Source organism: Phyllobacterium sp. RCAM01083 (genome assembly GCF_055685835.1).
Map to the genome: position 1 here is coordinate 3,261,085 of NZ_JBVFZN010000005.1, position 24,980 is coordinate 3,286,064.

At 60.2% G+C, this 24,980-nt stretch carries 28 protein-coding genes and 1 riboswitch; of the genes, 18 read left to right on the top strand and 10 right to left on the bottom strand.

What is annotated here, in order from left to right; translation table 11 throughout:
- The first annotated feature begins 1 nt into the window (after nucleotide 1).
- The 3 genes from ACZ25R_RS22835 to ACZ25R_RS22845 all read left to right on the top strand — a co-directional run bounded on the left by ACZ25R_RS22835 (nucleotide 2) and on the right by ACZ25R_RS22845 (nucleotide 2,033).
- Nucleotides 2-406: an RNA-binding S4 domain-containing protein gene (locus tag ACZ25R_RS22835; RefSeq protein WP_472462308.1), complete on the top strand. Its 405-nt coding sequence runs from the start codon at nucleotides 2-4 to the stop codon at nucleotides 404-406.
- Nucleotides 407-733: 327 nt separating this feature from the next.
- Nucleotides 734-1,072 carry a ferredoxin FdxA gene (gene fdxA / locus ACZ25R_RS22840; protein ID WP_105734377.1) on the top strand — a complete coding sequence of 113 codons (339 nt, stop codon included), beginning with the start codon at nucleotides 734-736 and terminating at the stop codon, nucleotides 1,070-1,072.
- A 352-nt stretch (nucleotides 1,073-1,424) separates the two neighbouring features.
- Nucleotides 1,425-2,033 (top strand): CarD family transcriptional regulator, encoded by a 609-nt coding sequence (locus ACZ25R_RS22845; RefSeq protein ID WP_223613722.1) that lies wholly within the window; start codon nucleotides 1,425-1,427, stop codon nucleotides 2,031-2,033.
- A 50-nt stretch (nucleotides 2,034-2,083) separates the two neighbouring features.
- Here the strand turns inward: ACZ25R_RS22845 and ACZ25R_RS22850 are convergent, their stop codons facing one another.
- The 4 genes from ACZ25R_RS22850 to thiB form a co-directional block, all read right to left on the bottom strand.
- On the bottom strand, nucleotides 2,084-3,511 hold the full coding sequence (locus tag ACZ25R_RS22850) for a M48 family metalloprotease (RefSeq protein ID WP_464663130.1): 1,428 nt from the start codon (nucleotides 3,509-3,511) through the stop codon (nucleotides 2,084-2,086).
- Between the two features lie 242 nt (nucleotides 3,512-3,753).
- Complete coding sequence (gene thiQ / locus ACZ25R_RS22855) at nucleotides 3,754-4,506, bottom strand: thiamine ABC transporter ATP-binding protein (protein ID WP_472462309.1); 753 nt, start codon at nucleotides 4,504-4,506, stop codon at nucleotides 3,754-3,756.
- On the bottom strand, nucleotides 4,499-6,133 hold the full coding sequence (gene thiP, locus ACZ25R_RS22860) for a thiamine/thiamine pyrophosphate ABC transporter permease (protein ID WP_472462310.1): 1,635 nt from the start codon (nucleotides 6,131-6,133) through the stop codon (nucleotides 4,499-4,501). Before thiP ends, thiQ begins: the two co-directional genes overlap by 8 nt.
- 4 nt (nucleotides 6,134-6,137) lie before the next feature.
- Complete coding sequence (thiB, locus tag ACZ25R_RS22865) at nucleotides 6,138-7,121, bottom strand: thiamine ABC transporter substrate binding subunit (protein ID WP_472462543.1); 984 nt, start codon at nucleotides 7,119-7,121, stop codon at nucleotides 6,138-6,140.
- An 80-nt stretch (nucleotides 7,122-7,201) separates the two neighbouring features.
- Nucleotides 7,202-7,318, bottom strand: a riboswitch (TPP riboswitch).
- A 157-nt stretch (nucleotides 7,319-7,475) separates the two neighbouring features.
- Here thiB and ACZ25R_RS22870 point away from each other — a divergent pair.
- From ACZ25R_RS22870 to ACZ25R_RS22890, 5 genes are all read left to right on the top strand, one after another.
- Entirely contained in the window at nucleotides 7,476-7,673 is a 198-nt protein-coding gene (locus tag ACZ25R_RS22870) for a hypothetical protein (RefSeq protein WP_223613719.1), read from the top strand.
- A 54-nt stretch (nucleotides 7,674-7,727) separates the two neighbouring features.
- The gene (locus ACZ25R_RS22875) at nucleotides 7,728-8,354 is read left to right on the top strand and encodes a thiamine diphosphokinase (RefSeq protein ID WP_403180457.1); all 627 of its coding nucleotides are present in this window, start codon (nucleotides 7,728-7,730) and stop codon (nucleotides 8,352-8,354) included.
- Nucleotides 8,355-8,457: 103 nt separating this feature from the next.
- Entirely contained in the window at nucleotides 8,458-8,748 is a 291-nt protein-coding gene (locus ACZ25R_RS22880; RefSeq protein ID WP_223613717.1) for a hypothetical protein, read from the top strand.
- 144 nt (nucleotides 8,749-8,892) lie between these two features.
- A complete protein-coding gene (locus tag ACZ25R_RS22885) occupies nucleotides 8,893-9,267 on the top strand; it encodes a YMGG-like glycine zipper-containing protein (protein ID WP_472462311.1) in 375 nt (124 codons plus the stop codon).
- A gap of 155 nt (nucleotides 9,268-9,422) precedes the next feature.
- On the top strand, nucleotides 9,423-11,240 hold the full coding sequence (locus ACZ25R_RS22890) for an ABC-F family ATP-binding cassette domain-containing protein (protein ID WP_472462312.1): 1,818 nt from the start codon (nucleotides 9,423-9,425) through the stop codon (nucleotides 11,238-11,240).
- Between the two features lie 30 nt (nucleotides 11,241-11,270).
- Here ACZ25R_RS22890 and ACZ25R_RS22895 read toward each other — a convergent pair whose 3' ends face one another.
- Together ACZ25R_RS22895 and ACZ25R_RS22900 are read right to left on the bottom strand one after the other, a co-directional pair.
- A complete protein-coding gene (locus tag ACZ25R_RS22895; protein ID WP_223613714.1) occupies nucleotides 11,271-11,636 on the bottom strand; it encodes a cell division protein ZapA in 366 nt (121 codons plus the stop codon).
- A 27-nt stretch (nucleotides 11,637-11,663) separates the two neighbouring features.
- Nucleotides 11,664-11,936 carry a DUF4164 domain-containing protein gene (locus ACZ25R_RS22900; protein WP_223613713.1) on the bottom strand — a complete coding sequence of 91 codons (273 nt, stop codon included), beginning with the start codon at nucleotides 11,934-11,936 and terminating at the stop codon, nucleotides 11,664-11,666.
- Between the two features lie 296 nt (nucleotides 11,937-12,232).
- Here ACZ25R_RS22900 and tkt point away from each other — a divergent pair, with 296 nt between their 5' ends.
- From tkt to ACZ25R_RS22925, 5 genes are all read left to right on the top strand, one after another.
- On the top strand, nucleotides 12,233-14,218 hold the full coding sequence (gene tkt / locus ACZ25R_RS22905) for a transketolase (protein WP_472462313.1): 1,986 nt from the start codon (nucleotides 12,233-12,235) through the stop codon (nucleotides 14,216-14,218).
- Nucleotides 14,219-14,285: 67 nt separating this feature from the next.
- The gene (gene gap / locus ACZ25R_RS22910; protein ID WP_105734389.1) at nucleotides 14,286-15,293 is read left to right on the top strand and encodes a type I glyceraldehyde-3-phosphate dehydrogenase; all 1,008 of its coding nucleotides are present in this window, start codon (nucleotides 14,286-14,288) and stop codon (nucleotides 15,291-15,293) included.
- A gap of 226 nt (nucleotides 15,294-15,519) precedes the next feature.
- Nucleotides 15,520-16,713, top strand: a complete 1,194-nt coding sequence (locus ACZ25R_RS22915) for a phosphoglycerate kinase (RefSeq protein WP_472462314.1) — start codon at nucleotides 15,520-15,522, stop codon at nucleotides 16,711-16,713.
- A 179-nt stretch (nucleotides 16,714-16,892) separates the two neighbouring features.
- Complete coding sequence (locus ACZ25R_RS22920) at nucleotides 16,893-17,918, top strand: class I fructose-bisphosphate aldolase (RefSeq protein ID WP_223613710.1); 1,026 nt, start codon at nucleotides 16,893-16,895, stop codon at nucleotides 17,916-17,918.
- 79 nt (nucleotides 17,919-17,997) lie between these two features.
- Entirely contained in the window at nucleotides 17,998-18,744 is a 747-nt protein-coding gene (locus ACZ25R_RS22925; protein WP_472462315.1) for an SGNH/GDSL hydrolase family protein, read from the top strand.
- Here the strand turns inward: ACZ25R_RS22925 and ACZ25R_RS22930 are convergent.
- Complete coding sequence (locus ACZ25R_RS22930; protein WP_472462316.1) at nucleotides 18,710-19,030, bottom strand: hypothetical protein; 321 nt, start codon at nucleotides 19,028-19,030, stop codon at nucleotides 18,710-18,712. The two genes, ACZ25R_RS22925 and ACZ25R_RS22930, sit on opposite strands and share 35 nt — an antisense overlap.
- A gap of 88 nt (nucleotides 19,031-19,118) precedes the next feature.
- Here ACZ25R_RS22930 and ACZ25R_RS22935 point away from each other — a divergent pair, with 88 nt between their 5' ends.
- A complete protein-coding gene (locus ACZ25R_RS22935) occupies nucleotides 19,119-19,337 on the top strand; it encodes a helix-turn-helix domain-containing protein (RefSeq protein WP_403180480.1) in 219 nt (72 codons plus the stop codon).
- A 254-nt stretch (nucleotides 19,338-19,591) separates the two neighbouring features.
- Here the strand turns inward: ACZ25R_RS22935 and ACZ25R_RS22940 are convergent, their stop codons facing one another.
- Entirely contained in the window at nucleotides 19,592-19,756 is a 165-nt protein-coding gene (locus tag ACZ25R_RS22940; protein ID WP_223613708.1) for a hypothetical protein, read from the bottom strand.
- 137 nt (nucleotides 19,757-19,893) lie between these two features.
- On the opposite strand from ACZ25R_RS22940, the gene ACZ25R_RS22945 reads away from it, so the two are divergent.
- The 4 genes from ACZ25R_RS22945 to ACZ25R_RS22960 all read left to right on the top strand — a co-directional run bounded on the left by ACZ25R_RS22945 (nucleotide 19,894) and on the right by ACZ25R_RS22960 (nucleotide 23,574).
- The gene (locus ACZ25R_RS22945; protein WP_472462317.1) at nucleotides 19,894-21,810 is read left to right on the top strand and encodes a propionyl-CoA synthetase; all 1,917 of its coding nucleotides are present in this window, start codon (nucleotides 19,894-19,896) and stop codon (nucleotides 21,808-21,810) included.
- 130 nt (nucleotides 21,811-21,940) lie between these two features.
- Entirely contained in the window at nucleotides 21,941-22,237 is a 297-nt protein-coding gene (locus tag ACZ25R_RS22950; protein ID WP_472462318.1) for a DUF1127 domain-containing protein, read from the top strand.
- A 27-nt stretch (nucleotides 22,238-22,264) separates the two neighbouring features.
- Entirely contained in the window at nucleotides 22,265-22,861 is a 597-nt protein-coding gene (locus tag ACZ25R_RS22955; protein ID WP_472462319.1) for a DJ-1/PfpI family protein, read from the top strand.
- Nucleotides 22,862-22,866: 5 nt separating this feature from the next.
- Nucleotides 22,867-23,574, top strand: a complete 708-nt coding sequence (locus ACZ25R_RS22960) for a helix-turn-helix transcriptional regulator (RefSeq protein ID WP_223613704.1) — start codon at nucleotides 22,867-22,869, stop codon at nucleotides 23,572-23,574.
- On the opposite strand, the gene ACZ25R_RS22965 is transcribed toward ACZ25R_RS22960, so the two are convergent.
- Both ACZ25R_RS22965 and ACZ25R_RS22970 read right to left on the bottom strand, forming a co-directional pair.
- A complete protein-coding gene (locus ACZ25R_RS22965) occupies nucleotides 23,571-24,107 on the bottom strand; it encodes a GNAT family N-acetyltransferase (RefSeq protein WP_472462320.1) in 537 nt (178 codons plus the stop codon). The two genes, ACZ25R_RS22960 and ACZ25R_RS22965, sit on opposite strands and share 4 nt — an antisense overlap.
- An 86-nt stretch (nucleotides 24,108-24,193) precedes the next feature.
- Nucleotides 24,194-24,889 carry a DUF1013 domain-containing protein gene (locus tag ACZ25R_RS22970; RefSeq protein WP_223613702.1) on the bottom strand — a complete coding sequence of 232 codons (696 nt, stop codon included), beginning with the start codon at nucleotides 24,887-24,889 and terminating at the stop codon, nucleotides 24,194-24,196.
- Nucleotides 24,890-24,980: the final 91 nt, after the last annotated feature.

Here is a 24,980-nt window from a genome sequence, read left to right on the forward strand (position 1 = left end):
AATGACGGGAACCGACAGGCAGCGCATCGACAAGTGGCTGTTTTTCGCGCGGGTGGTAAAATCCCGTTCCCTCGCTGCAAAGCTGGCATCGGGCGGCAACGTCCGGGTCAACAAGGACAAGATCGACCAGCCATCACACGGGGTCAAACCCGGTGATGTGCTGACGATCACGCTGGACCGGCGCATTCTCATTTACAAAGTCCTGTCCGCCGGTACCCGGCGCGGACCCGCCGAGGAGGCGCGGACGCTGTACGAGGACATTTCTCCGCCGCCACCGCCGAAGGATGCCATGAGCCGCTTCGACATGCTGCCCAGGCGCGACGCGGGTAGCGGCCGTCCCACCAAGCGCGAACGGCGGGACGTCGACCGGCTGATGAAGGGCCGGGACAACGGCTCCGATGATTGACACATCCGCGTTGTGGTTTGCGGGGCAAAACGCGGAAACATCGAAATTATCTCCAAATTCGTCGGCGGGACTAAAATATTATTTCCGCAACACCTATATTAGAGGACAATGGTTGCTTGTCGGCAGGTCATCGCGATGCGATGAATGGCACGCTGCGGACTTGGACAATGGCTCGGTCCTGATGTGATGAAGACAATCCTTTTGCACGTCGAGATTTTTCGGGCCGCGTTCTGGTGCCGCAGTCCGTTTTCCCCTCTTGTCAGGCCGGTGCCAAATCGTTACCTCAACCGCTGACACGCTGACTATGGTGTCTTCAGGAGCCAGTAAATGACATATGTTGTGACCGACAATTGCATCCGCTGCAAATATATGGATTGCGTTGAGGTCTGTCCGGTCGATTGTTTTTACGAAGGTGAGAACATGCTCGTCATCCACCCGGATGAGTGCATCGATTGCGGCGTGTGTGAACCGGAATGCCCTGCGGAGGCCATCAAGCCGGACACCGAGCCGGGCCTCGACAGCTGGCTGCAGCTGAATTCGGAATATGCGGAAAAATGGCCGAATATTTCGGCGAAGAAAGATGCGCCCAGCGATGCCAAGGAAATGGACGGCGTCACCGGTAAACTCGAGAAATACTTCTCCCCGGAACCGGGCGAAGGCGACTAAACTTATTCGGGGTACCGCAGTTGCCCGCAAGACTGATTTGCCCTGAAAATCAAGTCTTGCAATGCGTTTAGTTTGCGCTTGTGCAGCAAAAAGTTGATTCTGATCACTTTTCATGTTATGGTGCTGCGATATGTTGATCATTGGACGTCAATTTCGTGGCGCTAAAGCATAAATCACCAATCGGCTAGATTTTTTCCGGACTTAACAGTTCAGGTTGAGGTTCTTTGATTGTGACCCGTCCTGCTGTTTGGTCCGGATTGCTTTGCGTGAAAATATTGGCGGCCGACAAACCGGGTTCCGGTTTCCAGTGATTGGTTTAACCGGTGCGTTTTGCCGGGCGCAGCAGGGAGTAATGAAGCGCATGACAGCAGTTCCGCAGAAAAAGACCGCCCAGCGTATCGGATTCAAGACGGGTGAGTTTATTGTATATCCGGCTCACGGCGTAGGCCAGATCGTCAATATCGAAGAACAGGAAGTTGCGGGCCACAAGCTCGAACTTTTCGTGATTGACTTTCAGAAGGACAAGATGCGCCTGAAGGTACCGGTTGCAAAGGCAACCGCCATTGGTATGCGCAAACTCTCAGAAACAGATTATGTCGACCGTGCGCTGAAGGTAGTTCAGGGACGGGCCCGTATCAAGCGCACCATGTGGTCCCGCCGCGCGCAGGAATATGATGCGAAGATCAACTCGGGCGATCTGATTTCCATTTCGGAAGTTGTCCGCGATCTTTTCCGTGCCGACAATCAGCCGGAACAGTCCTATTCCGAACGCCAGCTCTATGAAGCAGCGCTCGACCGCATGGCCCGTGAAATTTCCGCCGTCAACAAGATGTCGGAAACCGAAGCCGTCCGTCTGATTGAAGTCAATCTCGCCAAAGGTCCCAAGCGCGGCGCGAAGACTGAAGAAACCGAAGCTGATGCGGACATTTCCGTTGAAGACGAACAGGAAGAAGCCGCGTAACAGCGGGTTCATCCCTTTCAACAAACAGCCCGGTTTTACCGGGCTTTTTGTTATTCGCTGATGATCTTCATCTTGTCGCCGACGGAAACCGTGCCGCCGGGCGGCAGGGCGTTGATCAGCCGGAAGAGATCCAGCTTGCGGTCCGTGCCCATGATCTGGCTGGAGAGGCTGGCGAGCGTATCGCCCGCCTTGACCGTGACAACGCGGATCCGCAGCGGCTTGATGTTGGCCTTTTCCTGTGCCGTCAGCAAATGGAAGCTCTGCGTCACCGTTTGCGCCGCCGGCATCAGTGCCGTGCTGCCCGTGGGCGCTGCCGTCAGGAAGCGGTAGATGCGGTCGCCGGAATTCACGACGAAAATATCGAATTCCCAGCGGTCCGCCTTGGCTTTTGCCGTGGCGGCGGGCATGCCGTTGAATGTCGTCGCCTTGACGCTGGCATTGTCCAGGCCGGTTACCCAGCCGCTGCGCATGTAGTCGACCATCGATGTCTTGCCGGAAACCTGGGTTCCGTCAAAGCGGATCGCGACTTCGCCGGGTCCGGTTGCCATGACCGCGGCTGCGGAATTGTCGATAACAAAGCCGTCCGGCACGGTGAAGCTGACGCCGAGCAGCGGGTGCACGAAGGTGCGGCCGCGGACATAGCCTTCTTCCGGCGTGTCGCCATAGAGCAGCCCGTCGATCCCTTGCAGGAAGGAATCGCGGTCCGTCGTGCCGACACCGGGCGCACCGATCTTGCGGGCATGGCCGCGCGCCAGCTCGATGCGCTGCGGCGCGGAGGGGTGGCTGGCAAGGAAGTCGAGGCTGGCATCGGTGGCGCCGGAGACGTTGCGGAAGTCCGCATAGGAGGCCATCGACTGCAGGAAGCGCGCAGCTGCAAACGGATCATACCCGGCTTCGCCGATCATCTTGATGCCGATGGCATCCGCCTGCAATTCCTGGTTGCGCGAGAACTGCGCCATGCGCAGCTTGCCGCGAATGAGCGCCTCGCGGCCCGCCTGGTCGTCCTGCAGCACTTCCGACACAACGCGGCCGGCGATGACGGCTTCCGCTTCGCGCTGCTGGCGTTCGATGCCGTGATTGGCGATCACATGGCCCATTTCATGGGCAATGACAGCGGCAAGTTCCGCGCTGTCATTGGCCAGCGCAAGCAGGCCGCGGGTGACATAGAGATAGCCGCCCGGCAGTGCGAAGGCATTGATGTTGGGCGAATTGAGGATGGTGATGCGATAGGTATGGGTCGGATTGTCCGATACGGTGGTCAGATTGCCGACGACCTTGGCAACCATGCGTTCGAGCTTCGCGTCCTTGTACTCGCCGCCATAGGTGGCCAGGATGCGGGGATGCTGTTCGGCGCTCAGTTTGGCCAGCCGGTCATTCTTCGAGACATTGTCGACGATGACAGGGCTTGAGGACGGGCCGAGCGCATCTTCCTTGGTGACGTTGAGCACCTGGCAGCCCGACAGAAAGGCGAGCAGCAGCGTCGTCGAAACCACGGTCGTGCTTCGTACTGCCGGATGGAACCGTCGATTGCCGATGGGGAGAATGTGCGAGCCCAGAATCATGTCCTCATGTCGTGCGGCGCCAGTGCAAACGCTAAAGCCAAGTTCTCACTCGTCTTTTGCCTGCGGAATCGGTGTGCTTACTTTCTAGCTAGCCCGTTGAGCAGGCTGGGGCAAGAATTACATTGATTTCTTATGAGACCCATTGAGTACAAAATATGTCAAAGTGATAACTCTTGCGAGCCGAGATATTTTCGCAACAGGGAGGGGCCTTTGGCTGAGAGCAATTCGCCCGCGGGTCCCGATGCTGCCACATGGCCATTTTCGAGAAAGAACAGCGTTGATGGTAAACGCAAAGCATCGTCCGGATGATGGGTGACCATCACAACAGTCATTCCAGTATCTTTTTGCAGTTGTCCGACCAGATCAAGCATTTCATGGCGCAATGCTGGACCAAGTGAAGCAAAGGCTTCATCAAGCAACAGTACAGGCCGGTTGCGCACCAGCGCCCGGGCGATGGCAACGCGCTGGCGTTCCCCGCCCGACAGTGCCGCCGGTTTGCGCGTCTCCTTGCCCGCAAGCCCGACCTTGGCGATGGCGTCGTGGACCGCCTGCTGATCCGCCGCGTCGAGGCGCAGGCCCGGCCTGCGGCCAAGACCGATATTGGCGGCAACGTCGAGATGGGCAAAAAGATTGTTGTCCTGAAACACCATGGAAACCGGGCGCCGGGATGGTTCGGCATGCGTGACATCGGCATCGCCGATCAGCACACGGCCGGAGAGCGGTGCCTCGAAACCGGCAATGAGATTGAGAACCGTGGATTTGCCCGCGCCGCTCGGCCCGATGATGGCGGCAATGGACGACGGTGCGATGGCAAGGTCGAAACGCATGGCCATGTCGCCATAATCGAAGCGAACGGCATCAAGCCGGATCGCGGCGCCGCCGGTTGTGATCTTTTCCGTTTGTTCAGCCATCTCTTGCATTGTCCTGTCGGGCGAGGCTGGCCGCACCGCGGTCGGCTGCGAACATCAAGAGCAGGCACAGGACCCCAAGGATCAGCGCCAGTCCCGCTGCATCCTGTGTGCGATAACTTCCCATGCGCTGCAAGAGCAGGAAAGGCAGGGTCTGGATGGAATCATTGCCGAACAGCGCGATGGTTCCAAGATCGCCCAGCGACAGGGCCATGGCAAAGGCGAAGGCAACACCCATGGGCAGGCGCAAAGCCGGCCAGTCGATCAGGCGCAGCCGGTCCCAGCCGGTGATGCCGAGCTGGAGGCAAAGCCGGTTGTGGCGGCTTGCGGCCGTATCCCAGGCCGGGCGCAGGATGCGGAAGGCGAAGGGCACGGCCATGGCGGCATTGACGCCGATGACCATGACGGGCGCAAGGCTGAACGGGTTGATGGCATGGCGCGAGAGGATGAACCAGCCGGCGCCGATGACAATGGGCGGCACCACCATGATCAGGCTCGCCCCCAGATCCAGTGACCGTTCGAACAGACCCGGCGAAACCGTTCGCCGCCGGCTCTGCTGATACTCCCGGGCGATGACAAGCGACAGTGACAGCGCGAGGGAGAGCAGGGCCGCGGCCGCGCCAAGCACGATGCTTGTGGCAATGGCGCGCCAGACGATGGATTCGCTCATCAGGCGCGCCAGGTCGGCGCCAAGCCCGGAGACAACGGTTCCGCCCATGGGCAGGCCGACAAAGAGCAGTCCGAGGAGAATGATCGCCGTATTGACACATTGCGCTGCACGGCCCGGCCGCTCGAAGCGCCGTGTGGTCGTCTGGAGACTGAAGCCTTCGTCTGCCGGTTTGCCCGTCAGGCCGAGCAGCAGCAGCACGGCAATGGTCAGGCCCAGTTGCAGCAGTGTGAGCGAGACGGCGCGGGCAATATCGAAATCGAAATGCAGGGACTGGTAGATCGCCACTTCCAGCGTGGTGGCACGCGGTCCGCCGCCCAGGGTCAGCACGATCGTGAACGAGGTGATGCAGAGCATGAAGATCAGCCCGGCAATACCGGACAGATTGCGGCGGATGACCGGCCATTCGATCAGGCTGAAGCGTGCCCAGCCGCCCATGCCGAGCTGCGCGGCGAGTTTCCAGTAATCCGAAGGAATGGAATCAAGGCTTGCAAGCACGAGCCGGGTCGCCAGCGGCAGGTTGAAAAAGACGTGGGCGAGAAGGATGCCGGGAAGCCCGTAAATATTGGGTATGGTGTCCATGCCGAGGCTGCTGAAAGCAAAGGCCAGCAGGCCGTTGCGGCCATAGATGCTGGTGATGCCCAGCACCGCAACAAGCGCGGGTAAGGCCAAGGGCAGGGCAAACAGCCGCAGAATCAGCGCGCGGCCGGGAAAGGCGGGATGTTCATGCAAGGCGCGCGCGAGTGGAATGGCAAAGGCAACCGCAAGCAGCATGGACAGGAGCGCCTGCACCAGCGTGAACCGCGCCACCCGCCACAGATAGCTGTCGAATGCGGCAAAACCTTCCGTGCTGCCGCGCAGCGCTTCGGATGCGAGACTAAGCAGTGCGCCACCCGCAAGTGCCGCCAGAAAGGCGAGGGCGCATGCCCCCGCCCATGGTCTGAAACTGCGGATGGCAATCACAATGCTACAGGCTCATGGCCGCGAGCCACTCATCGATCCAGGCTTTACGGTTCTTGGCGACCTCCTCGGAGGGGAAGGCCAGGGTCTTGACGGGTTGAACAAGGGTTTCGAAGGCCGGGTTCAGCGCGTCGGTGGTTTTCGCAGCGGGATACATCCAGTTGTTTTCAGGGATCGCATCCTGAAACGCCGGGCTGGTCATGAAGGCAAGAAACTGCGCCGAGAGCGGGTTTTTCGCCCCGTTGACGGTCTGGGCAGCGACTTCGACCTGCAGGTAATGGCCTTCGCTGAACGAAATGGCCTTGTAGCGGTCCACGCGCTCGGCGATCAGGTGATAGGCCGGCGACGTCGTGTAGGACAGCACCAGCGGCGCTTCGCCCTTGGTGAAGAGACCATAGGCCTCCGACCAGCCGGGCGTGACGGTCAGCACCCGGTCTTTCAGCTTTGCCCAGGCTTCCCCGGCCTTGTCGCCATAGACCGACTTGACCCAGAGCAGCAGGCCGAGACCGGGCGTCGAGGTGCGGGGGTCTTCGATGACGATCTTCTGCTTCGGGTCGCCTTCGACCAGTTCCTTCAGGCTTTCCGGCGGGGTCTTCAGCTTCTCGGAATCGTAGATGACGGCGAAATAGCCGTAGTCATAGGGAACGAAGGTATCATCGGTGTAGCCGCCGGGGATGCTCACGGCGGAGGTGTCGATGCCATGGGGGGCAAACAGGCCGGTTTGCCTGGCCTCATAGGTCAGGTTGGTGTCGAGGCCGAGCACCACATCCGCCTTGGTTGACCCGCCTTCCAGCTTGACCCGGTTGAGCAGGGCAACACCATCGGCAACCGCCACGAATTCGACCGTGCAGGCACATTGCTTTTCGAAGGCTTGTTTGACCTTCGGGCCGGGGCCCCATTCGGCGGTGAAGCTTTCATAGGTGTAGACGGTGAGTTTGCCTTCGGCATGCGCGGTGCCAAGGGGAATGACGGCGAACAGAGCGGTCACCATGGCCGCTGTTTTTACAATAGTCTCGAATGGCCGCATCGGCGCCTCCTATCAGCAGTGTTCAAAAGGATTGGTGCGCCGGCAAATCTGCCGCGTCTAATCCCTCCGCCGGTACAAACCGGATCAGGTTCCGCGGGTTGGCAGGGTTTCCCCGTGCGCCTCTCAGCCGGTCCATGCGACCGGCACCCCGTTAGAGCGTGACAAGGATAGAGGTTCGGCCGGAACCGTGCAAGCGGTCGATGCTTATGAAATCTTTATGTTTTGCCGGTTCTGCCAAATCGAAAGCTGATACTGGCGCGCCTATTGTCCCCAGCGAAAACATCCCGTGCGGCTGTTTTCCGATGGAAAGGGTCAATCATGTTTCGTGGTCACGGTTTTTATCATTCCCATGTCAGGGTGCAGCAGAACCCGGCTTCCCAAAACGCCCGCCGCAAGGCGATCCTCCTGCGTCCGCGCCGGCAGAAATTCATCCCGGAGCTTTATCCGAGCCTGTTTCTGGCCATCGGCGTGGCGATTGCCGGCATGGCCGCGATTGCACTCGGGCGCTTCGTTTAACCTCGAATCACGGATGCCCTGTGCGACCGGCTTGTGCCATGCTATGGCCGGTGCATGAGCAAATTCGTCCTTCTTCTTGGTGGAACCGTTCACGTCACCGACCGTCTCCGGCATCTCATTGCCGGGGCGCGCGTTCTTGCGGCCGATGGCGGCATTGCCCATGCGCAGGCGCTGGGCGTTGAACCCGAGTTGTGGCTGGGCGATTTCGATTCGACATCGCCTGAACTTGCCGAACGCTATGCGCATGTGCCGCGTTCGGTTTTTCCGGCCGCCAAGGACATGACCGACGGCGAACTGGCACTCAACGAGGCCTACCGGCTGGGCGCCACCGAAGTGATCCTGTGCGGCGCCTTTGGCGGTGAACGCACCGACCACACCCTGCTGCACCTGACCATGGCCACCCGCCATGCGGCGGAAGGCCGGAAGATCATTCTCTCCAGCGGAAGCGAGGAAGCGCATCCCCTGGTTGCAGGAGAATATGCGTTCGATTTTGCCGATGGAACGGTATTCAGCATTGTGGCCTTTACGTCCCTGCGCGGATTATTTATCCATGGTGCGCGATGGCCGCTGGAAAATATGGAACTTTCTTTCGGTTCATCGCTTACAGTGTCGAATGCCGTGTGTGGAAATCTCCACGTATCGCTTCGTTCAGGCAATGCAGTCCTGATTGCTGCGCCGTAAAATTGCGAACCGCTTGTAAAACAACGCGGAAAGTGCAATTCTTGCGGCACAGCATTGGGGACGCAAGCTGGTTAGTTTAGTTTTGAAACGGGAGAGGTCTTCCATGTTGAAAAGTTTGTCGACAGTAGCAGTTGCCGCACTTCTGGCATTTTCGGTAGCCGGTTGCACAACAAGTGAGCAGCGTACGGCGGGTTATGGCGTTGGCGGTGCAGCACTTGGTGCTTTGGCTGGTGGTGCAATCGGTGGTGGCCGTGGCGCACTGGCTGGTGCTGCCATCGGTGGTGTTGGTGGTGTTGCTGTTGGTGCCGCAACGGCCAACAATGATGGCCGCCGTTACTGCACATATGAAAACCGTTACGGCGAGCGTTATCGCGCGCCTTGCCGCGGTTACTAATCCTTCCCCATTAGGGAAAGCGGAACAGGCCGGGAAACCGGCCTGTTTTTGTTTGAGGCTGCCGGGGTGCACGGGCTGATCTTTGTTCTGCCGCATTAAGCCCGCACGATATGGCCGCTATATTCATGTTGAGAGGATTGACTAATGAGTTTTCGTTTGACCGCCATTGCGGTTTCCGCGCTTCTGGCCATGTCATTGGCCGGTTGTGAAACGAGCGAACAGAACCAGCGGGCCGGGACGGGCGCGTTGATCGGCGGCGGTGTCGGCGCACTCGCCGGACAGGCACTCGGACACAATACCAAGAGCACCGTGATCGGTGCGGCCGGCGGCGCGCTTCTCGGTGCGGCTGTCGGTACGGCAACGACGCCAAGCGGTAGCGGCAACGGCAATCAGAATCTTTGCCGTTATCAGCGGCCCGATGGCAGCATCTACAACGCCCCCTGCGAAGGCAATGGCGGCCGCGGCGCTGCCTATGGCGGATACAACAACAACAACGGTTACAACAACGGCGGCTACTGAGCGGCGCGTTGCTGAACGGATCCAGACAGGCCGGTTTTCCGGCCTGTTCTGTTTTATGCCATAAAGATATTTGACAGCGGCGCCAATCTCGCCGACAAGCGCCCGTCGGCACAGATGTCCGGCAATTGCGCTCCTTTTCCAGAACTGAAAAACCCATGGCTCCACCCCTTCTTCGTCTTGACCGGATTGCATTGACGTTTGGCGGCACGCCGCTCCTCAGCGATGCGGCGATTTCCGTCAGCGAGGGCGATCGCATCGCCCTTGTCGGCCGCAACGGGTCCGGCAAGTCGACGCTGCTCAAGATCGCGGCGGGCTTCATCACGCCGACCGACGGCGAAGTGTTCCGCCATCCCGGCGTCACCGTCCGCTATCTCGCCCAGGCGCCCGACATGGAAGGTTTTGCCAATGTCCGCGACTATGTCGAGGCAGGTCTGGGACCGGCGGACGATCTCTACCGCGTCAGCTACATTCTTGAACATCTCGGCCTGACCGGCGAGGAAAAGCCGGACAATCTGTCGGGCGGCGAGGCGCGGCGTGCGGCGCTGGCCAAGGTTCTCGCCCCCCAGCCCGATATCCTGCTTCTCGACGAGCCGACCAACCATCTCGATCTGACAACCATTGAATGGCTGGAAGGCGAATTGCGTCAGATCCGCTCCAGCATCGTGGTCATCTCCCATGACCGGCGGTTTCTGGAAAACATCAGCCGCTCGACGGTCTGGCTTGACCGCGGCGTTACGAAACGGCTCGACCAGGGTTTTGGCGCCTTCGAGGAATGGCGTGACAAGGTGCTGGAGGAGGAAGAGCGCGATCTGCACAAGCTCGGCCGCCAGATCGTGCGCGAGGAGCACTGGTTACGTTACGGCGTTACGGCACGGCGCAAGCGCAACATGCGGCGTCTCGGCGAACTCCAGTCCATGCGCGGGGAATTCCGCAATCATCGCCGTGCGCAGGGAACCGCCGTCCTGAAGGCCAGCGATGCCAGGGAATCCGGCAAGCTGGTGATCGAGGCCGAGCATCTGGTCAAGGCCTATGGCGAGCGCGTGCTGGTCAAGGATTTCTCCACGCGCATCCAGCGCGGCAACTGCGTCGGCTTTGTCGGTCCGAACGGTGTCGGCAAGACCACGCTTCTCTCCATGCTGACGGGCCTGCTTGCCCCGGACAGCGGTTTTGTGCGCCTTGGCACCAATCTCGAAATCGCCGTTCTGGACCAGAAGCGCGACAGTCTCAACCTTGACCAGACCCTGTCCGATTACCTGACCGACGGGCGCGGCGAGAATGTCATCGTCAACGGCGAACAGCGCCATGTGGCGTCCTACATGAAGGACTTCCTGTTCCAGCCGGAGCAGTTGCGCACGCCGATCCGCGAACTGTCGGGCGGCGAGCGGGCGCGGCTCATGCTGGCGCGCGTCCTGGCCCGTCCGGCCAATCTGCTGGTGCTCGACGAGCCGACCAACGATCTCGACATGGAAACGCTCGACCTCCTGCAGGAGCTGGTGTCCGGTTTTGCCGGAACCGTGCTCCTGGTCAGCCATGACCGCGATTTCCTCGACCGTACCGTAACATCGGTGATTGCGCCGGAAGGCGACGGGCGCTGGCTCGAATATGCCGGCGGCTATACGGACATGCTGGCGCAGCGCAAGGAAGCGCTGGCGACGCGCAAGGAGCTGAAGACGGCCAGGTCACAGGCCGCAACCGAAGCCGCCGGAGAGAAAACCGCAGTGCAGCGCGAGGAAAAGCGCAAACTGTCGTACAAGCAGAAATTCGCGCTGGAAAACCTGCCGGGCAAGATGGAGGCGCTGCACGCCGACATCCACAAGCTCGAGGCAAAGCTTGCCGATCCGAACCTTTTTGCCAAAAACCCGCAGGTCTTCAACAAGACCGTCGAGGAAATAGGCAAGAAGCGGCATGATCTCGAGCGCTTTGAGGAAGAATGGCTCGAGCTGGAAATGCTGCGCGAGGAAATCGAGGGCTAGAGCCTCACCTGTTCAGCCAACGCGGCAGGATCAGGTCGCCTTGGGCGCAATCTTGGCAGCGAGGTTTTCGATCCGCGTGGTGACTTCGGAAAGAACGCCGGTAATGGCCGTGTCGTTCTTGTCCGCCCTCTGCAAGGCTTCATCGCGGCTCTTGCGCAGGGCGTCCGCCTCGTTTTCAAGCCCTTTCACCCGCATCTGCAATTCATGCAGCTCGTCCGTGATCATGATGCCGGCCATCACGGTCAGGCGCAGGTCGCCGATCTCACCGAACGACGATTTGAGGTGCGTCACGTAACGGTCGAACCGCTCGGCCAGACCGGTCAGATGCTGTTCCTGGCCTTCGTCACAGGCCATCCGGTAGGCTTTGCCGTCAATCGTAACTGTTACAGTGGCCATGGGCGTCTCTTTCAGCTGATAGCGGTATTACCGGTCCAGTACGGTGCGAATGGATTCCATCGCCGTTACGAGACGGCGGGAGACTTCCTTGTTGGCGGCTTCCAGACGTTCCGCACGTCCTTCCGATGCGTCCAGCTCCTGGGCCAGCCTGCGCCGGTCCATGTTCATGCGCTGGACTTCTTCCTCGGCTTCGGCAAAGTCACCCTCCTGCTCAAGGCGCATGTCAACCGCGTCCTCGAGATGAGCCAAGGCTTTTGCCAATCGTTCCAGAACCTGCTTGAGGGTGGCTTCCGGTGCCATTTTCGCGTTTCCCCTGTGTGTCGCTCTTTTACGCGAATCGCAAAAAGAAGAACAGCTTATGCGCCGAAGTCTAGAGGGCACATCAACGTCGCGTCAATCAATCCGCGTTGTCACAGTCCAGTCATGCACCGATAATAAGCGTCTGCGACGAAAGAGCCTGCTTTTCGAACGCCTCAATTTGACTTAGGTTTTATTGACTCCCTGATGACACCTGCTATGTGTCGCGTGCCTTTTGGATCTTGTCTGAACCGGCGTCCAGAAACGGCATTTCCTATCCTCTTCGAAAGACGGTACACATGACCAATTCTGATAAATCCAACCAAATGGCCAATGCAATCCGCTTTCTGTCGGCCGATGCAGTGGAGAAGGCCAATTCCGGCCATCCCGGTCTTCCCATGGGCGCAGCTGATATTGCGACCGTTCTTTACACCCGTTTTCTCAAGCACGATCCGAAGGCGCCGCATTGGCCCGACCGCGATCGCTTTGTCCTTTCCGCCGGACATGGCTCGATGCTGCTCTATTCAGTGCTTTACCTCTCGGGTTACCAAGACATCACCATCGACCAGATCAAGAATTTCCGCCAGCTCGGCTCGCGCACGGCCGGTCATCCCGAATATGGCCACGCCGCCGGCATCGAAACCACCACGGGCCCGCTCGGCCAGGGCCTGGCCAATGCCGTGGGCATGGCACTGTCCGAACGCATCATGAATGCCCATTACGGCGACAAGCTCGTCGATCACCATACCTATGTGATCGCCGGTGACGGCTGCCTCATGGAAGGCATCAGCCAGGAAGCCCTCGCGCTTGCCGGTCATCTCAAGCTGAACAAGCTCATCGTTTTCTGGGACCACAACAATATTTCCATCGACGGCCCGGTGTCGCTGGCCGACAATACGGATCAGTGCGCCCGTTTCGAGGCTTCCGGCTGGAACTCGATCAATGTCGACGGTCATGACCAGGATGCGATTGCTGCGGCGATCGAAAAGGCCCACAAGTCCGACAAGCCGACCCTGATCGCCTGCAAGACGACCATTGGTTTCGGTGCGCCGACCAAGGCCGGCACCAACAAGGTGCATGGTTCGCCGCTCGGTGCGGAAGAACTCGCCGGTGCACGCAAGGCACTCGGCTGGACATCCGAGCCATTTGTCGTTCCTGCCGACATTCTCGATACCTGGCGCGCCTCCGGTCAGCGCTCCGCCAAGGAGCGTGCGGCATGGGAACAGCGCCTTGCGGCGACCGATGCGGAAACCCGCTCGGAGTTCGAGCGCCGTATCCGCGGCGATCTGCCCGGCAATTTCGAAGCCACGATCACGGCCTACAAGAAGAAGCTTTCGGAAGACAAGCCGAAGGTCGCGACCCGCAAGTCATCGGAAATGGCGCTTGAGGTCATCAACGGTGTCGTTCCCGAAACCATCGGCGGTTCCGCCGATCTGACCGGTTCCAACAACACCAAGACCAGCCAGACCCAGAACATCAGCCCCGATGATTACGGCCAGCGTTATGTGCATTACGGCATCCGCGAGCATGGCATGGCCGCTGCGATGAACGGCATGGCGCTGCATGGCGGCCTCATTCCCTATTCCGGCACATTCCTGACCTTCTCGGACTATGCTCGCGGCGCCATGCGCCTTTCCAGCCTCATGGGCATCCGCGTCATCTATGTGATGACGCACGATTCCATCGGTCTTGGTGAAGATGGCCCGACGCACCAGCCGGTCGAACATCTGGCAGCCCTGCGCGCCATTCCGAACAATTACGTGTTCCGTCCGGCGGATGCCGTGGAGACGGTGGAATGCTGGGAACTGGCGCTGAAATCCCGCAAGACGCCGTCGACATTGGCGCTGACACGCCAGAACCTGCCGACGGTCCGTACCGACCACGTCGACGAAAACAAGTGCGCCTACGGTGCCTATGAACTGGCTCCGGCCAGCGGCAAGGCTGCGGTGACGATTTTCGCGACCGGTTCGGAAGTCGAAATTGCTCTGGCGGCCCGTGCGCAGCTGGAAAAGGATGGTCATCCGGCCCGCGTCGTTTCCGTGCCCTGCTTTGAACTCTTCGAACAGCAGAGCGAAGACTACAAGCGCGCGCTGATCGGCGATGCTCCGGTCAAGGTTGCGGTGGAAGCTGCGATCCGCCTCGGCTGGGACCGTTTCATCGGCCTCGATGGTATCTTTGTCGGCATGACCGGTTTTGGTGCCAGCGGCCCGATCGAAGAGCTTTACAAGCATTTCGGCATCACCGCGGAAGCCATCGTCGCGGCGGCGGAAGGCAAGTTGAAATAATCGGCGGATCTACCGCTTCACACCATTCATCAAGGGCTCCTCACTACCCCCAAGGAGAAACTAAAAAATGACAGTTCGCGTTGCAATCAACGGGTTTGGCCGCATTGGCCGCAATGTTCTTCGCGCCATTATCGAATCCGGCCGCACCGACATCAAGGTTGTCGGCATCAACGATCTGGGTCCGGTCGAGACCAATGCCCACCTGATGCGTTACGACTCCGTGCACGGCCGTTTCCCCGGCACTGTAACGGTTTCCGGCGATACCATCGACGTCGGCCAGGGCCCGATCAAGGTCACTGCCGTGCGCAACCCGGCAGAATTGCCGTGGAAAGAGCTCAACGTTGATATTGCGCTGGAATGCACCGGCATTTTCACGGCGCGTGATAAGGCGGCAGCCCATCTTGAAGCCGGCGCCAAGCGCGTCATCGTGTCGGCGCCTGCTGACGGTGCCGACCTGACGGTTGTGTTCGGTGTGAACCATCACAAGCTGACCAAGGAACACCTGGTCATTTCGAATGCATCCTGCACCACCAACTGCCTTGCCCCGGTTGCATTTGTGCTCAACGAAGCTGTCGGCATCGATCATGGTTTCATGACCACGATCCACAGCTATACCGGCGACCAGCCGACGCTCGACACCATGCACAAGGATCTCTATCGCGGCCGTGCGGCTGCGCTGTCGATGATCCCGACATCGACCGGTGCCGCCAAGGCTGTCGGTCTCGTCCTGCCGGAACTCAACGGCAAGCTCGACGGCAGCTCGATCCGCGTCCCGACGCCCAATGTCTCGGTTGTGGACTTCAAGTTCGTTGCCAAGCGCGCGACGACGGTCGCCGAAATCAACGATGCCATCAAGTCTGCCGCCAACGGCAAGCTGAAGGGTATCCTTGGCTATACCGACGCTCCGAATGTCTCGATCGACTTCAACCACGACCCGCATTCATCCGTGTTCCATCTCGACCAGACCAAGGTCATGGAAGGAACATTCGTGCGCGTCCTGTCGTGGTACGACAATGAGTGGGGCTTCTCGAACCGCATGGCCGACACGGCCGTCGCGTTCAGCAAGGTCATCTGAGACGCTTGCTCCGATGTGAGTTGAACGGCAGGCGTTTACACCCCCCTCTGTCCTGCCGGACATCTCCCCCACAAGGGGGGAGATCAGCTTTCAGATTTGTTGATGCACATCATCGAATGTGACGATGAGCGATAACACCAATGCCAATGTGATCTCCCCCCTCGTGGGGGAGATGGGCGGTAGCCCAGAGGGGGGTGCTGGCAAATTCAGATGAGGGGTAATCACCATGCCAGCTTTCAAGACACTCGATGATGCCGATGTTGCGGGAAAACGCGTTCTTCTGCGCGTCGACCTCAACGTACCGGTTGCCAATGGCCACGTGACCGATGCCACCCGGATCGAGCGTGTCGCTCCCACCATCCTTGAATTGTCGAAAAAGGGCGCCAAGGTCATCCTGCTCGCGCATTTCGGCCGTCCGAAGGATGGGCCCACGCCGGAATTCAGCCTGAAGCCCATCGCGCATGCGGTTGCCAAGGTGATCGGCCAGAACGTGCATTTCGCCGAGGACAGCATCGGCGGTAAGGCGGCCGAAGCCGTCGCCAAGCTCGGGAACGGCGATATCCTGCTTCTGGAAAACACCCGTTTCCACAAGGGCGAGGAAAAGAACGATCCGGCCTATGTCAAGGCACTGGCCGCCAATGGCGATATCTACGTCAATGACGCGTTTTCTGCCGCGCACCGCGCCCACGCCTCGACAGAGGGTCTGGCGCATGTGCTGCCGGCCTATGCGGGCCGTACCATGCAGGCGGAGCTCGAAGCGCTGGAAAGCGGCCTCGGCAATCCGAAGCGTCCGGTGGTTGCGGTTGTCGGCGGTGCCAAGGTGTCGTCCAAGCTCGATCTCCTCGGCAATCTCGTCGAGAAGGTCGATGCGCTGGTGATCGGCGGCGGCATGGCCAATACATTCCTGGCGGCGCAGGGCGTCAAGGTCGGCAAATCGCTGTGCGAGCATGACCTCGCCGACACGGCCCGCGAGATCATGGCCAAGGCGCAGGCGGCCAACTGCACCATCATCCTGCCGGTCGACGCCATCGTTGCCTGGCATTTCGAAGCCAATGCACCGTTCCATGCCTATGGTCTGGATGCCATTCCCGAGGATGGCATGATCCTCGATGTCGGGCCGCAGTCGATCGAGCGCATCAAGGGTGCCATCGACGATGCGGCAACGCTGGTGTGGAACGGTCCGCTGGGCGCGTTCGAGCTGACACCGTTCGACAAGGCAACCGTTGCAGCGGCGCGGCATGTGGCCGAGCGCACCAGGTCGGGCCATCTGGTTTCGGTTGCCGGCGGCGGCGACACGGTCGCGGCGCTCAACCATGCGGGCATTGCCGATGATCTGACCTATGTGTCGACCGCAGGCGGCGCCTTCCTCGAATGGATGGAAGGCAAGCCGCTTCCGGGCGTCGATGTCCTCAAGCGCTGATGGCCTGTTCAAGGCGTGATCCGGGGTCCTTGCGGGGCCCCGGATTAACGAAGAACAGAAAATGTTATCCTGTTAAATCGGTTGAAAAAATTTCAATCGTTTCAAAGGCTTGAACTGCCATTCCGTTTGATATGAGCTTCTGGTATGGGCCAGACCACTAGAAACGGAGTGCATGATCTATGAGCGAACGCCTGGAAGATATCGCGATTGCAATGGTTGCCAGCGGCAAGGGCCTGCTTGCTGCGGATGAAAGTACCGCAACGATCAAGAAGCGGTTCGATACGATTGGGCTGGAATCGACAGCCGATAGCCGCCGCGACTATCGCGAAATGCTGTTCCGCTCGGACGATGCCATGAAGAACTACATCTCCGGCGTCATTCTTTACGATGAAACCCTGCGTCAGAACGCCAAGGACGGCACGCCTTTCGTGCAGATCCTGAAAGCCGCCGGCAGCATTCCGGGCATCAAGGTCGATGCCGGTGCCAAGAACCTCGCTGGTTTTGCCGACGAGACCATCACGGAAGGCCTTGATGGGCTGCGTGAGCGGCTGGCTGAATATTACAAGCTGGGTGCGCGCTTTGCCAAATGGCGCGGCGTCATCAATATTTCCGATGCCCTGCCAAGCTGGGGTGCGGTCAAGCAGAATGCACAGGCTCTGGCCCGTTATGCCGCCCTTTGCCAGGAAGCCGGCATCGTGCCGATCGTCGAACCGGAAGTGCTGATGGACGGCAAGCCGGGCACCCACACGATCGAGCGCTGCTACGATGTGACCGAATGGGTGTTGAAGACCGTTTTCACCGAACTCTACGATGCCCGCGTCGTGCTGGAAGGCATGATCCTCAAGCCGAACATGGTCATCGACGGCAAGAATGCCCGCAAGGCGTCGGTTGAACAGGTTGCCGAGCAGACCCTGCGTGTCTTGAAGTCGACGGTTCCATCCGCCGTGCCCGGCATTGCCTTCCTCTCCGGCGGCCAGTCGGACGAAGAAGCAACGGCGCATCTCTCGGCGATGAATGCCGCCCATGGCCTGCCGTGGAAGCTGACATTCTCCTATGGCCGCGCCCTGCAGGCTGCTGCGTTGAGCGCCTGGAACGGCAAGTCGGAAAATGTTGCAGCCGGTCAGCGTGCCTTCACGCACCGTGCCAAAATGAACAGCCTTGCCGCAACCGGCGGCTGGAAAAAGGACCTGGAAAAGGCCGCTTAAGCGTTTTTTATACAAAAACAGCTCTCATAGAGCCCGGGCCGGAATCAGGTCCGGGTTTTTTGTGTGCTGTGAGGACCGTTTGACCAAACCATCGGCTTTCCATCCGCTTGTCAGCTGGCTGCTGTTTCCGGTCTATGCGTGGCAGGGCATTGCCGTGCGGCTGAAGACCGAACGCATGCTGCCGCCGCCAGCCTTTCCCGTGGGCGAGATCGCAGGCAAGGAGCCGGCCATCCGCCTGCTGGTGCTGGGCGATTCCTCCGCGGCCGGTGTCGGGGTGAGCGATGTCTGGCAAAGTCTCTGTGTGCGGCTTGCCGTGCACCTGCAGGGACGGACGGGACGCAAGATCATCTGGCGCGCCGCCGGGTTCAATTCCGCCACGTCAGGCCAGCTGCGCGATCATGTGGTGCCCAATATCGAGCGGGGCATGTGGACCCATATCGTTCTGACGACCGGCACCAACGACACCAAGAATTTCCACTCTGTCGCCCGTTTCAAAAGGGAATTCGGCGGGCTGCTCTATGCACTGAAGGCAAAGTGGCCGGAGACCTCGGTCGTCTGGTCGCCGGTCATCGATTTCCGCGACGTGCCGGCGATGCCGCCGCTGCTCGGGCGCATTCTGGAGGGGCGGGCCAGTGCCATCAACGCCATGGGCGAGCGGCTCTGCCGCGAACGTTCGGCAATAGCGGCGCCGCGCCTACCGGTGGAAGGGCCGGAAGGCTTTTCCAGCGACGGTTTCCATGCCTCCGCCCACGGCTACGACGCCTGGGCGAAACATCTCGTGCCCTATGTGCTTAATCTTCCGAATGGCGAGAAGGCGGCGGGCTAATTTCATCCGCAGCGGCAGAATCGAGCAGGAGCAGCGGCGCGATCCGGCCGGTCTGCGGCATGTGGCTGACGATATGAACGCGATTGTCGGTATCGCGATGGATCGAATAGACCAGCTCGCCTTCTCGGCTGTGGTCCGACGGGCTGCGTTCGATACGAAACCACAGTGTCAGCGCCACCAGCCCTAATACGAAAGCAGGCGGAACGACGAGCCACAGCACTTTCAACCAATCGGACAGCGATTGGTACGTGTCAAAAAAATCTTGCCAGAAGTTGTAATCTTGCATTGCGCACTCCTGCGCTTCAAATAATTCGGGCTAAAAACTTTACTCATAGTCTATGGTATTCTCATATCGTTCATTGCCCGTTGATGCAATGAATCTTGAGAAGAAATTTGGCCAAAACGTACGATACTGGCGTAAAAAACGCGGACTCTCACAAGAAGAGTTTGCTGATCGGGCACATCTGCATCCCACCTATGTGAGCGGGATCGAGTCCGGACACAGGAATCCGACCATAAAGGTTATTGAACGCATTGCCGATGCGCTTGACGTCGAGCCCGCAGCGTTGCTGTCTCTTCTCTTGGATGAGTGACCTGACGGACTCGAGGCTTGCCATTGGCAAACATACTGGAAGCTGGCATTCCCATCGTGCGTGGTTCGACAGGCTCACCATGAGGGAGTGCGAGGATTGCAGGGAGTTCCATCCTGCAACGTTTCCGATTGGCCTTGCAGCCCATACAACCTCCCTCATGGTGAGCCTGTCGAACCACGGCATGACAGTTTTGCAGAGTGAAGAGGCAAACCCAGTTTGAATGGGCGTGGTGTTGTCATGCAAGGGAACAAAACTCATAACCCGCTGTGGCTCAGCACCACGACCACCAGCATCGCAAATATCGCTCCGGCGGCGATTTTCCAGAAATCCCCGCGCTTCTTCATGCCGGGCCAGCCCAATGGCTTGATCAGGTGCAGCGCCATCAGGAGGATCAGCAGCAGCGGCAGAATCTTGAGCATCGTCGTTACAAAGCCTGCCGCTTGAGGGGAACGGGTGAGTGGGGATTCGACAAGTGTGTGATCCCGCGCCAATTGTCAAATCGGCCTTTGACTCCGGGGCGCACATTGGGGAAGGTACGCCATCTGGGAGGATATTCATGACATCACGCTATGCACAGGTCTACCGGGATTGGCAGTCCGATCCGGAGGGATTTTGGGCCAAGGCCGCCGAGGCCATCGACTGGTCGCGGCCGTGGGAACAGGTCTTCGATGCCACGCATCAACCCTATGGCCGCTGGTATCCGGGAGCGGAGTGCAACACCTGCTATAACGCCGTCGACCGTCACGTGGAGCGCGGCCGGGGTGATCAGGTCGCCCTGATCTATGACAGCGCGGTGACCGGCACGGGACGCAAGATCACCTATGCCGCCTTGCTCGACGAGGTGAACGCGCTGGCGGCGGTGCTGACCGACAGGGGCGTCGCCAGGGGCGACCGCGTCATCATCTACATGGCGATGGTGCCGGAAGCCGTGGTGGCGATGCTGGCCTGCGCGCGCATCGGCGCGGTGCATTCCGTTGTTTTCGGCGGGTTTGCCGCCCACGAGCTGGCCACCCGCATCGACGATGCCAAGCCGGTGATGATCATTGCCACCTCCTGCGGCCTCGAACCGGGCCGGGTGGTGGCCTACAAGCCGATGCTGGACAAGGCCATCGAGCAGGCGGCGCACAAGGTTGCCTCCTGCCTCATTCTCGTGCGTCCGCAACAGCCGCACGAACTGGTGGCCGGGCGCGATATCGACTACGCCGCAGCTGTCGCTGCCGCTGCCGCCAGCGGGCGGAAAGTCCCCTGCGCGCGCGTCAAGGCAACGGACCCGCTTTACATCCTCTATACCTCGGGCACCACGGGCCAGCCCAAGGGCGTGGTGCGCGACAATGGCGGCCATCTCGTTGCGCTGGCATGGTCGATGGGCGCGGTCTACGACACGGCTGCGGGCGAGGTGTTCTGGGCTGCCTCCGATATCGGCTGGGCGGTCGGCCACTCCTATATCGCCTATGCGCCGCTGTTCATCGGCGCGACAAGCGTCCTGTTCGAAGGCAAGCCGGTGGGAACACCCGATGCCGGCACATTCTGGCGGGTGATTGCCGACCACAAGGTCAAGGTGCTGTTCACCGCGCCGACAGCGTTCCGCGCCATCAAGAAGGAAGATCCGAAGGGCGAGTTCATCGGCAAATATGATCTGTCCTCGCTGCGATATCTGTTTCTGGCGGGTGAGCGCGCGGATACGGATACGATCAAATGGGCTGAGGAAAAGCTTGGCGTCCCCGTCATCGATCATTGGTGGCAGACGGAGAGCGGCTGGCCCATGGCCGCCAATCCGGCAGGCCTCGGCATGCTGCCGGTCAAATACGGGTCGCCGACCGTGCCCATGCCCGGCTATGACGTGCAGGTGCTGGATGACGCCGGGCACCCGGTCAAGCGCGGCGAGCTGGGCAATATCGTGGTCAAGCTGCCCCTGCCGCCTGCCTGCCTGCCGACGCTGTGGAACGCCGACCAGCGGTTCCGCGAGGCCTATATGGCGGAATTCCCCGGCTATTACAAAACCGCCGATGCGGGGATCATCGATGAAGACGGCTATATCTACATCATGAGCCGGACCGACGACATCATCAATGTCGCTGGACACCGCCTGTCGACGGGGTCGATGGAGGAGGTGCTGTCAAGCCATCCGGATGTGGCGGAATGCGCCGTCATCGGCATTGCCGATCATCTGAAGGGTCAGGTTCCTTGCGGGTTCATCGTGCTCAAATCGGGCGTCACCCGGGCGGCGGCGGATATCGAGCAGGAATGCGTCGCCCTGATCCGCGAGCGGATCGGCCCGGTTGCCGCCTTCAAGATCGCGGTGACGGCCAAGCGGCTGCCGAAAACCCGCTCCGGTAAGATCCTGCGCGGGACGATGCAGAAGATTGCCGATCAGGAGCCGTGGAACATGCCGGCCACCATCGACGACCCCGCCATCCTCGACGAGATCAAGGCCGTGCTCAACGCCAGGGGTATCGGCATTCCCGCCGGTTGAACGTCCCCAAACGATCCTGTCCCGGTCAAATCCACGCCCGCATCTTTCTCGCCCCTGCTGACAGGCTCCTGACAGAAGGTTGTCAGGAGGGGTGTGCGATAGTGTCTTCGTAAGCAAAGGAGACAGGGTCATGAATATGGTTGATTTTGGAATCGTCGGAACAGTCAGCCGCCTGTGGTCGCGGTATGCACATCTGCGTGACGAAATGCGGACTGAACGCTCCGTCAGCGCACTCCCGGACTATCTGTTGAAGGACATCGGCTGGCCCGATGCCTATGCGGAGCGTCTGGCACGGCGCAATTCAATGAAGGACGCCGCCGGCAATGACAATGCCGGCGCCGTTCGCCAATCCGGCCGTTCGCGGCGTCCGGCCCATGCGGCAACCGGAAAAACGAGCCAAAACGGACATTTCAAGCTAGAATACTGATCAGTGACGCCGAAAAGGAGCATCGTGATGGACCAGAAAAAGACGATCGGCCTCGTATTCATCGATGAGTTTGCCGATTGGGAGTTCGGTCTGCTTTCCGGATCAGCCGTCGAATGGTTTGGTGTGCGGGCGGTTGCTCTGGCCCCGACGGCGGGTCCCCTCAGGTCCATTGGCGGATTGCATCTCGTGCCGGACCGCGGACTTGATCCGCAGGAGAACGCGGATCTGGATGCGGTTGCGGTGATCGGCGCCAACACCTGGCCGTCGGAAGATGCTCCTGACATTGCACCCCTGCTGCATTCGGTTTTGTCACGCGGCGGCATTGTCGGCGGCATCTGCGGCGGGACGCTGGCTCTTGCCCGCGCGGGTGTCTTTGAAGGGCGCAGACACACCAGCAACGGTGCAGGCTGGATACAGTCTCAGATCGGCGACTATGCCGGTTCCTCGCTGTATCAGGACGTGCCCCATGCGGTGCGCGACGTGCAGATTGTCAGCGCGGCCGGATCGGCGCCGGGGACTTTTGCCACGGAATTTCTCGAAGCGTTCCTGCCGGAGCAGGCGGAACAGATTGCCGGGATGCGCAGCTTTATTGCGCGCGAGTACCAGGCAGGCTTGAAGGATTAAGCAGCATGCGGCGTGCAGATCGTCTCTTTCAGATCGTACAGAAACTCCGGGGCGGGCGGCTGGTTACCGCGCGCCAGCTGGCGGAAAAGCTCGAAGTGTCCGAGCGCACCATCTATCGCGATATTGCCGACCTCCAGTCGACCGGCGTGCCGATCGACGGCGAGGCGGGGGTGGGCTATATCCTGCGGGAAGGCTTTGACCTGCCGCCGCTGATGTTCACGCGCGACGAGGTGGTCGCGCTGGTTGCCGGCGCCCGGCTGATAACGGCCTGGGGCGGTGCCTCCATGGCGCGTGCAGCGGAAGAAGCCATCATCAAGATCGGGGCTGTTCTGCCCAAGGATGATCGCCCGCGCATTGCCAACACGCATATTCATTCGTCCGGAACCAATATCAGCAGCCATGACCGGGCGATGATCGATCTTGCCGAGAATGCGGCGGACCAGTGCCAGGTGCTGTCGGTGGCCTACAAGGACATGGACGGCAAGGAAAGCATGCGGGACATCAGGCCGCTCGGACTGTGGTTCTGGGGCAAGGTCTGGACCGTCATCAGCTGGTGCGAATTGCGCAATGATTTCCGCACGTTCCGCATCGACCGGATCACCAGGGCCGAGAAGGCCCAGCGCATCTTCCGGCAGGAGCGCGGCAAGACGCTGGCCGATTTCTATCGGCGGATGGAACTCAGCGAAGCACCCGATGCCAAGAAGGCGTCTTAACGAGCTGCCTGGCCCGTCATGAGCGGGGCGGCAAAATCCTCCCGGTTCAAGGCAAAGTATCTGTATGGGGCGCCGTCGTGCGTGGCTGTGAGGCCGATCTTTTGCGCCACACGAATGGACGCCGCATTGTCCGGATGGATTGCGGCAACGATGCGCTTGATGCCAGCCTGCCCGAAGGCGTGCACGACGAGCGGCCGGGCAGCCTCCGTCGCATAGCCCTTGCCCCAGGCGTGGCGATTGAGCCGCCAGCCGATTTCAATGTCCGGCCCCACCGCATCGTCCGGGATCAATAGGACCCAGCCAAGAAACCGTTGCGGCTGGTCGCGCGCAAAGATCGACCAATAACCGAGATCCGGGCCGAAATCCGCCTCCATGCGCGCGGTGATGAAACGGCGATGCGCATCGGGATTCGTCCAGGGCCCCGGTATGAACCGGGTCACCTCCGGATCGCGATCCATGGCCATGCAGTCTTCCAGATCAGCCATGGTGCGCGGGCGCAGGAAAAGCCGTTCCGTCTCGAATGTCGGCAGCAAGGCTGTATCTCCCGTAAAAGAAAAAAGCTCCACCGGAGGAGGAGCTTTCTCGATTCAGGGACTACCCGTCAAGGCAATCAAATGGCTTATTCTTCCTCGTCTTCGTCCGTGTTGCGGCCCTTGAGCGAGGAAAGTTTGGCGAAAACCTTGTCCGCATCGAGCTCTTCGTCCTCTTCGCGGACAGCTGGCTGGATATCCAGGTTTTCCGTGGCCGACGCCGGCAGCAATGTATCGCCGCCTTCGCCGGGCTGGACCGGGCGGTTGCGGGAAGAACGCTCGACCTCGAGGTCAAGGTCGATCTGCGAGCACAGGCCGAGGGTGACCGGGTCCATCGGCTGGAGATTGTTGGAATTCCAGTGGGTGCGGTTGCGGATCTGCTCGATGGTCGACTTTGTCGTGCCGATGAGGCGCGAAACCTGCGCATCCTTCAGTTCCGGATGGTTGCGCACCAGCCACAGGATGGCGTTGGGGCGATCCTGGCGCTTGGACAGCGGCGTGTAGCGCGGTCCCTTGCGCTTGGCTTCCGGCACGCGCACCTTCGGCTCGAGAATCTTCAACTTGTGATTGATGTCGGCTTCGCCCCTGGCGATTTCCTCACGCGACAGCTGGCCGGTCATCAGCGGATCCAGTCCCTTGATGCCCTGGGCCGATTCACCGTCGGCAATCGCTTTCACCTCAAGCGGGTGCAGTTTGCAGAAGGCGGCAATCTGGTCAAAAGACAGAGCGGTGTTGTCGACAAGCCAGACGGCCGTTGCCTTTGGCATGAGAAGCTGGGTGGCCATTGAATATAGTCCTCTCGTTCGTCCGCTCCGGTGAGGCGGGACGTGGGTTCAACCACAATTTCCGGGAATTCGAGGCGTTATATAGCGGTAA

Coding starts and splice junctions, on each gene's coding strand:
- ACZ25R_RS22835 (WP_472462308.1), top strand. CDS start 2: ATGACGGGAACCGACAGGCAGCGCATCGACAAGTGGCTGTTTTTCGCG.
- fdxA (WP_105734377.1), top strand. CDS start 734: ATGACATATGTTGTGACCGACAATTGCATCCGCTGCAAATATATGGAT.
- ACZ25R_RS22845 (WP_223613722.1), top strand. CDS start 1,425: ATGAAGCGCATGACAGCAGTTCCGCAGAAAAAGACCGCCCAGCGTATC.
- thiQ (WP_472462309.1), bottom strand. CDS start 4,506: ATGGCTGAACAAACGGAAAAGATCACAACCGGCGGCGCCGCGATCCGG.
- thiB (WP_472462543.1), bottom strand. CDS start 7,121: ATGGTGACCGCTCTGTTCGCCGTCATTCCCCTTGGCACCGCGCATGCC.
- ACZ25R_RS22870 (WP_223613719.1), top strand. CDS start 7,476: ATGTTTCGTGGTCACGGTTTTTATCATTCCCATGTCAGGGTGCAGCAG.
- ACZ25R_RS22875 (WP_403180457.1), top strand. CDS start 7,728: ATGAGCAAATTCGTCCTTCTTCTTGGTGGAACCGTTCACGTCACCGAC.
- ACZ25R_RS22880 (WP_223613717.1), top strand. CDS start 8,458: ATGTTGAAAAGTTTGTCGACAGTAGCAGTTGCCGCACTTCTGGCATTT.
- ACZ25R_RS22885 (WP_472462311.1), top strand. CDS start 8,893: ATGAGTTTTCGTTTGACCGCCATTGCGGTTTCCGCGCTTCTGGCCATG.
- ACZ25R_RS22890 (WP_472462312.1), top strand. CDS start 9,423: ATGGCTCCACCCCTTCTTCGTCTTGACCGGATTGCATTGACGTTTGGC.
- ACZ25R_RS22895 (WP_223613714.1), bottom strand. CDS start 11,636: ATGGCCACTGTAACAGTTACGATTGACGGCAAAGCCTACCGGATGGCC.
- ACZ25R_RS22900 (WP_223613713.1), bottom strand. CDS start 11,936: ATGGCACCGGAAGCCACCCTCAAGCAGGTTCTGGAACGATTGGCAAAA.
- tkt (WP_472462313.1), top strand. CDS start 12,233: ATGACCAATTCTGATAAATCCAACCAAATGGCCAATGCAATCCGCTTT.
- gap (WP_105734389.1), top strand. CDS start 14,286: ATGACAGTTCGCGTTGCAATCAACGGGTTTGGCCGCATTGGCCGCAAT.
- ACZ25R_RS22915 (WP_472462314.1), top strand. CDS start 15,520: ATGCCAGCTTTCAAGACACTCGATGATGCCGATGTTGCGGGAAAACGC.
- ACZ25R_RS22920 (WP_223613710.1), top strand. CDS start 16,893: ATGAGCGAACGCCTGGAAGATATCGCGATTGCAATGGTTGCCAGCGGC.
- ACZ25R_RS22930 (WP_472462316.1), bottom strand. CDS start 19,030: ATGCAAGATTACAACTTCTGGCAAGATTTTTTTGACACGTACCAATCG.
- ACZ25R_RS22935 (WP_403180480.1), top strand. CDS start 19,119: ATGAATCTTGAGAAGAAATTTGGCCAAAACGTACGATACTGGCGTAAA.
- ACZ25R_RS22940 (WP_223613708.1), bottom strand. CDS start 19,756: ATGCTCAAGATTCTGCCGCTGCTGCTGATCCTCCTGATGGCGCTGCAC.
- ACZ25R_RS22945 (WP_472462317.1), top strand. CDS start 19,894: ATGACATCACGCTATGCACAGGTCTACCGGGATTGGCAGTCCGATCCG.
- ACZ25R_RS22950 (WP_472462318.1), top strand. CDS start 21,941: ATGAATATGGTTGATTTTGGAATCGTCGGAACAGTCAGCCGCCTGTGG.
- ACZ25R_RS22955 (WP_472462319.1), top strand. CDS start 22,265: ATGGACCAGAAAAAGACGATCGGCCTCGTATTCATCGATGAGTTTGCC.
- ACZ25R_RS22960 (WP_223613704.1), top strand. CDS start 22,867: ATGCGGCGTGCAGATCGTCTCTTTCAGATCGTACAGAAACTCCGGGGC.
- ACZ25R_RS22970 (WP_223613702.1), bottom strand. CDS start 24,889: ATGGCCACCCAGCTTCTCATGCCAAAGGCAACGGCCGTCTGGCTTGTC.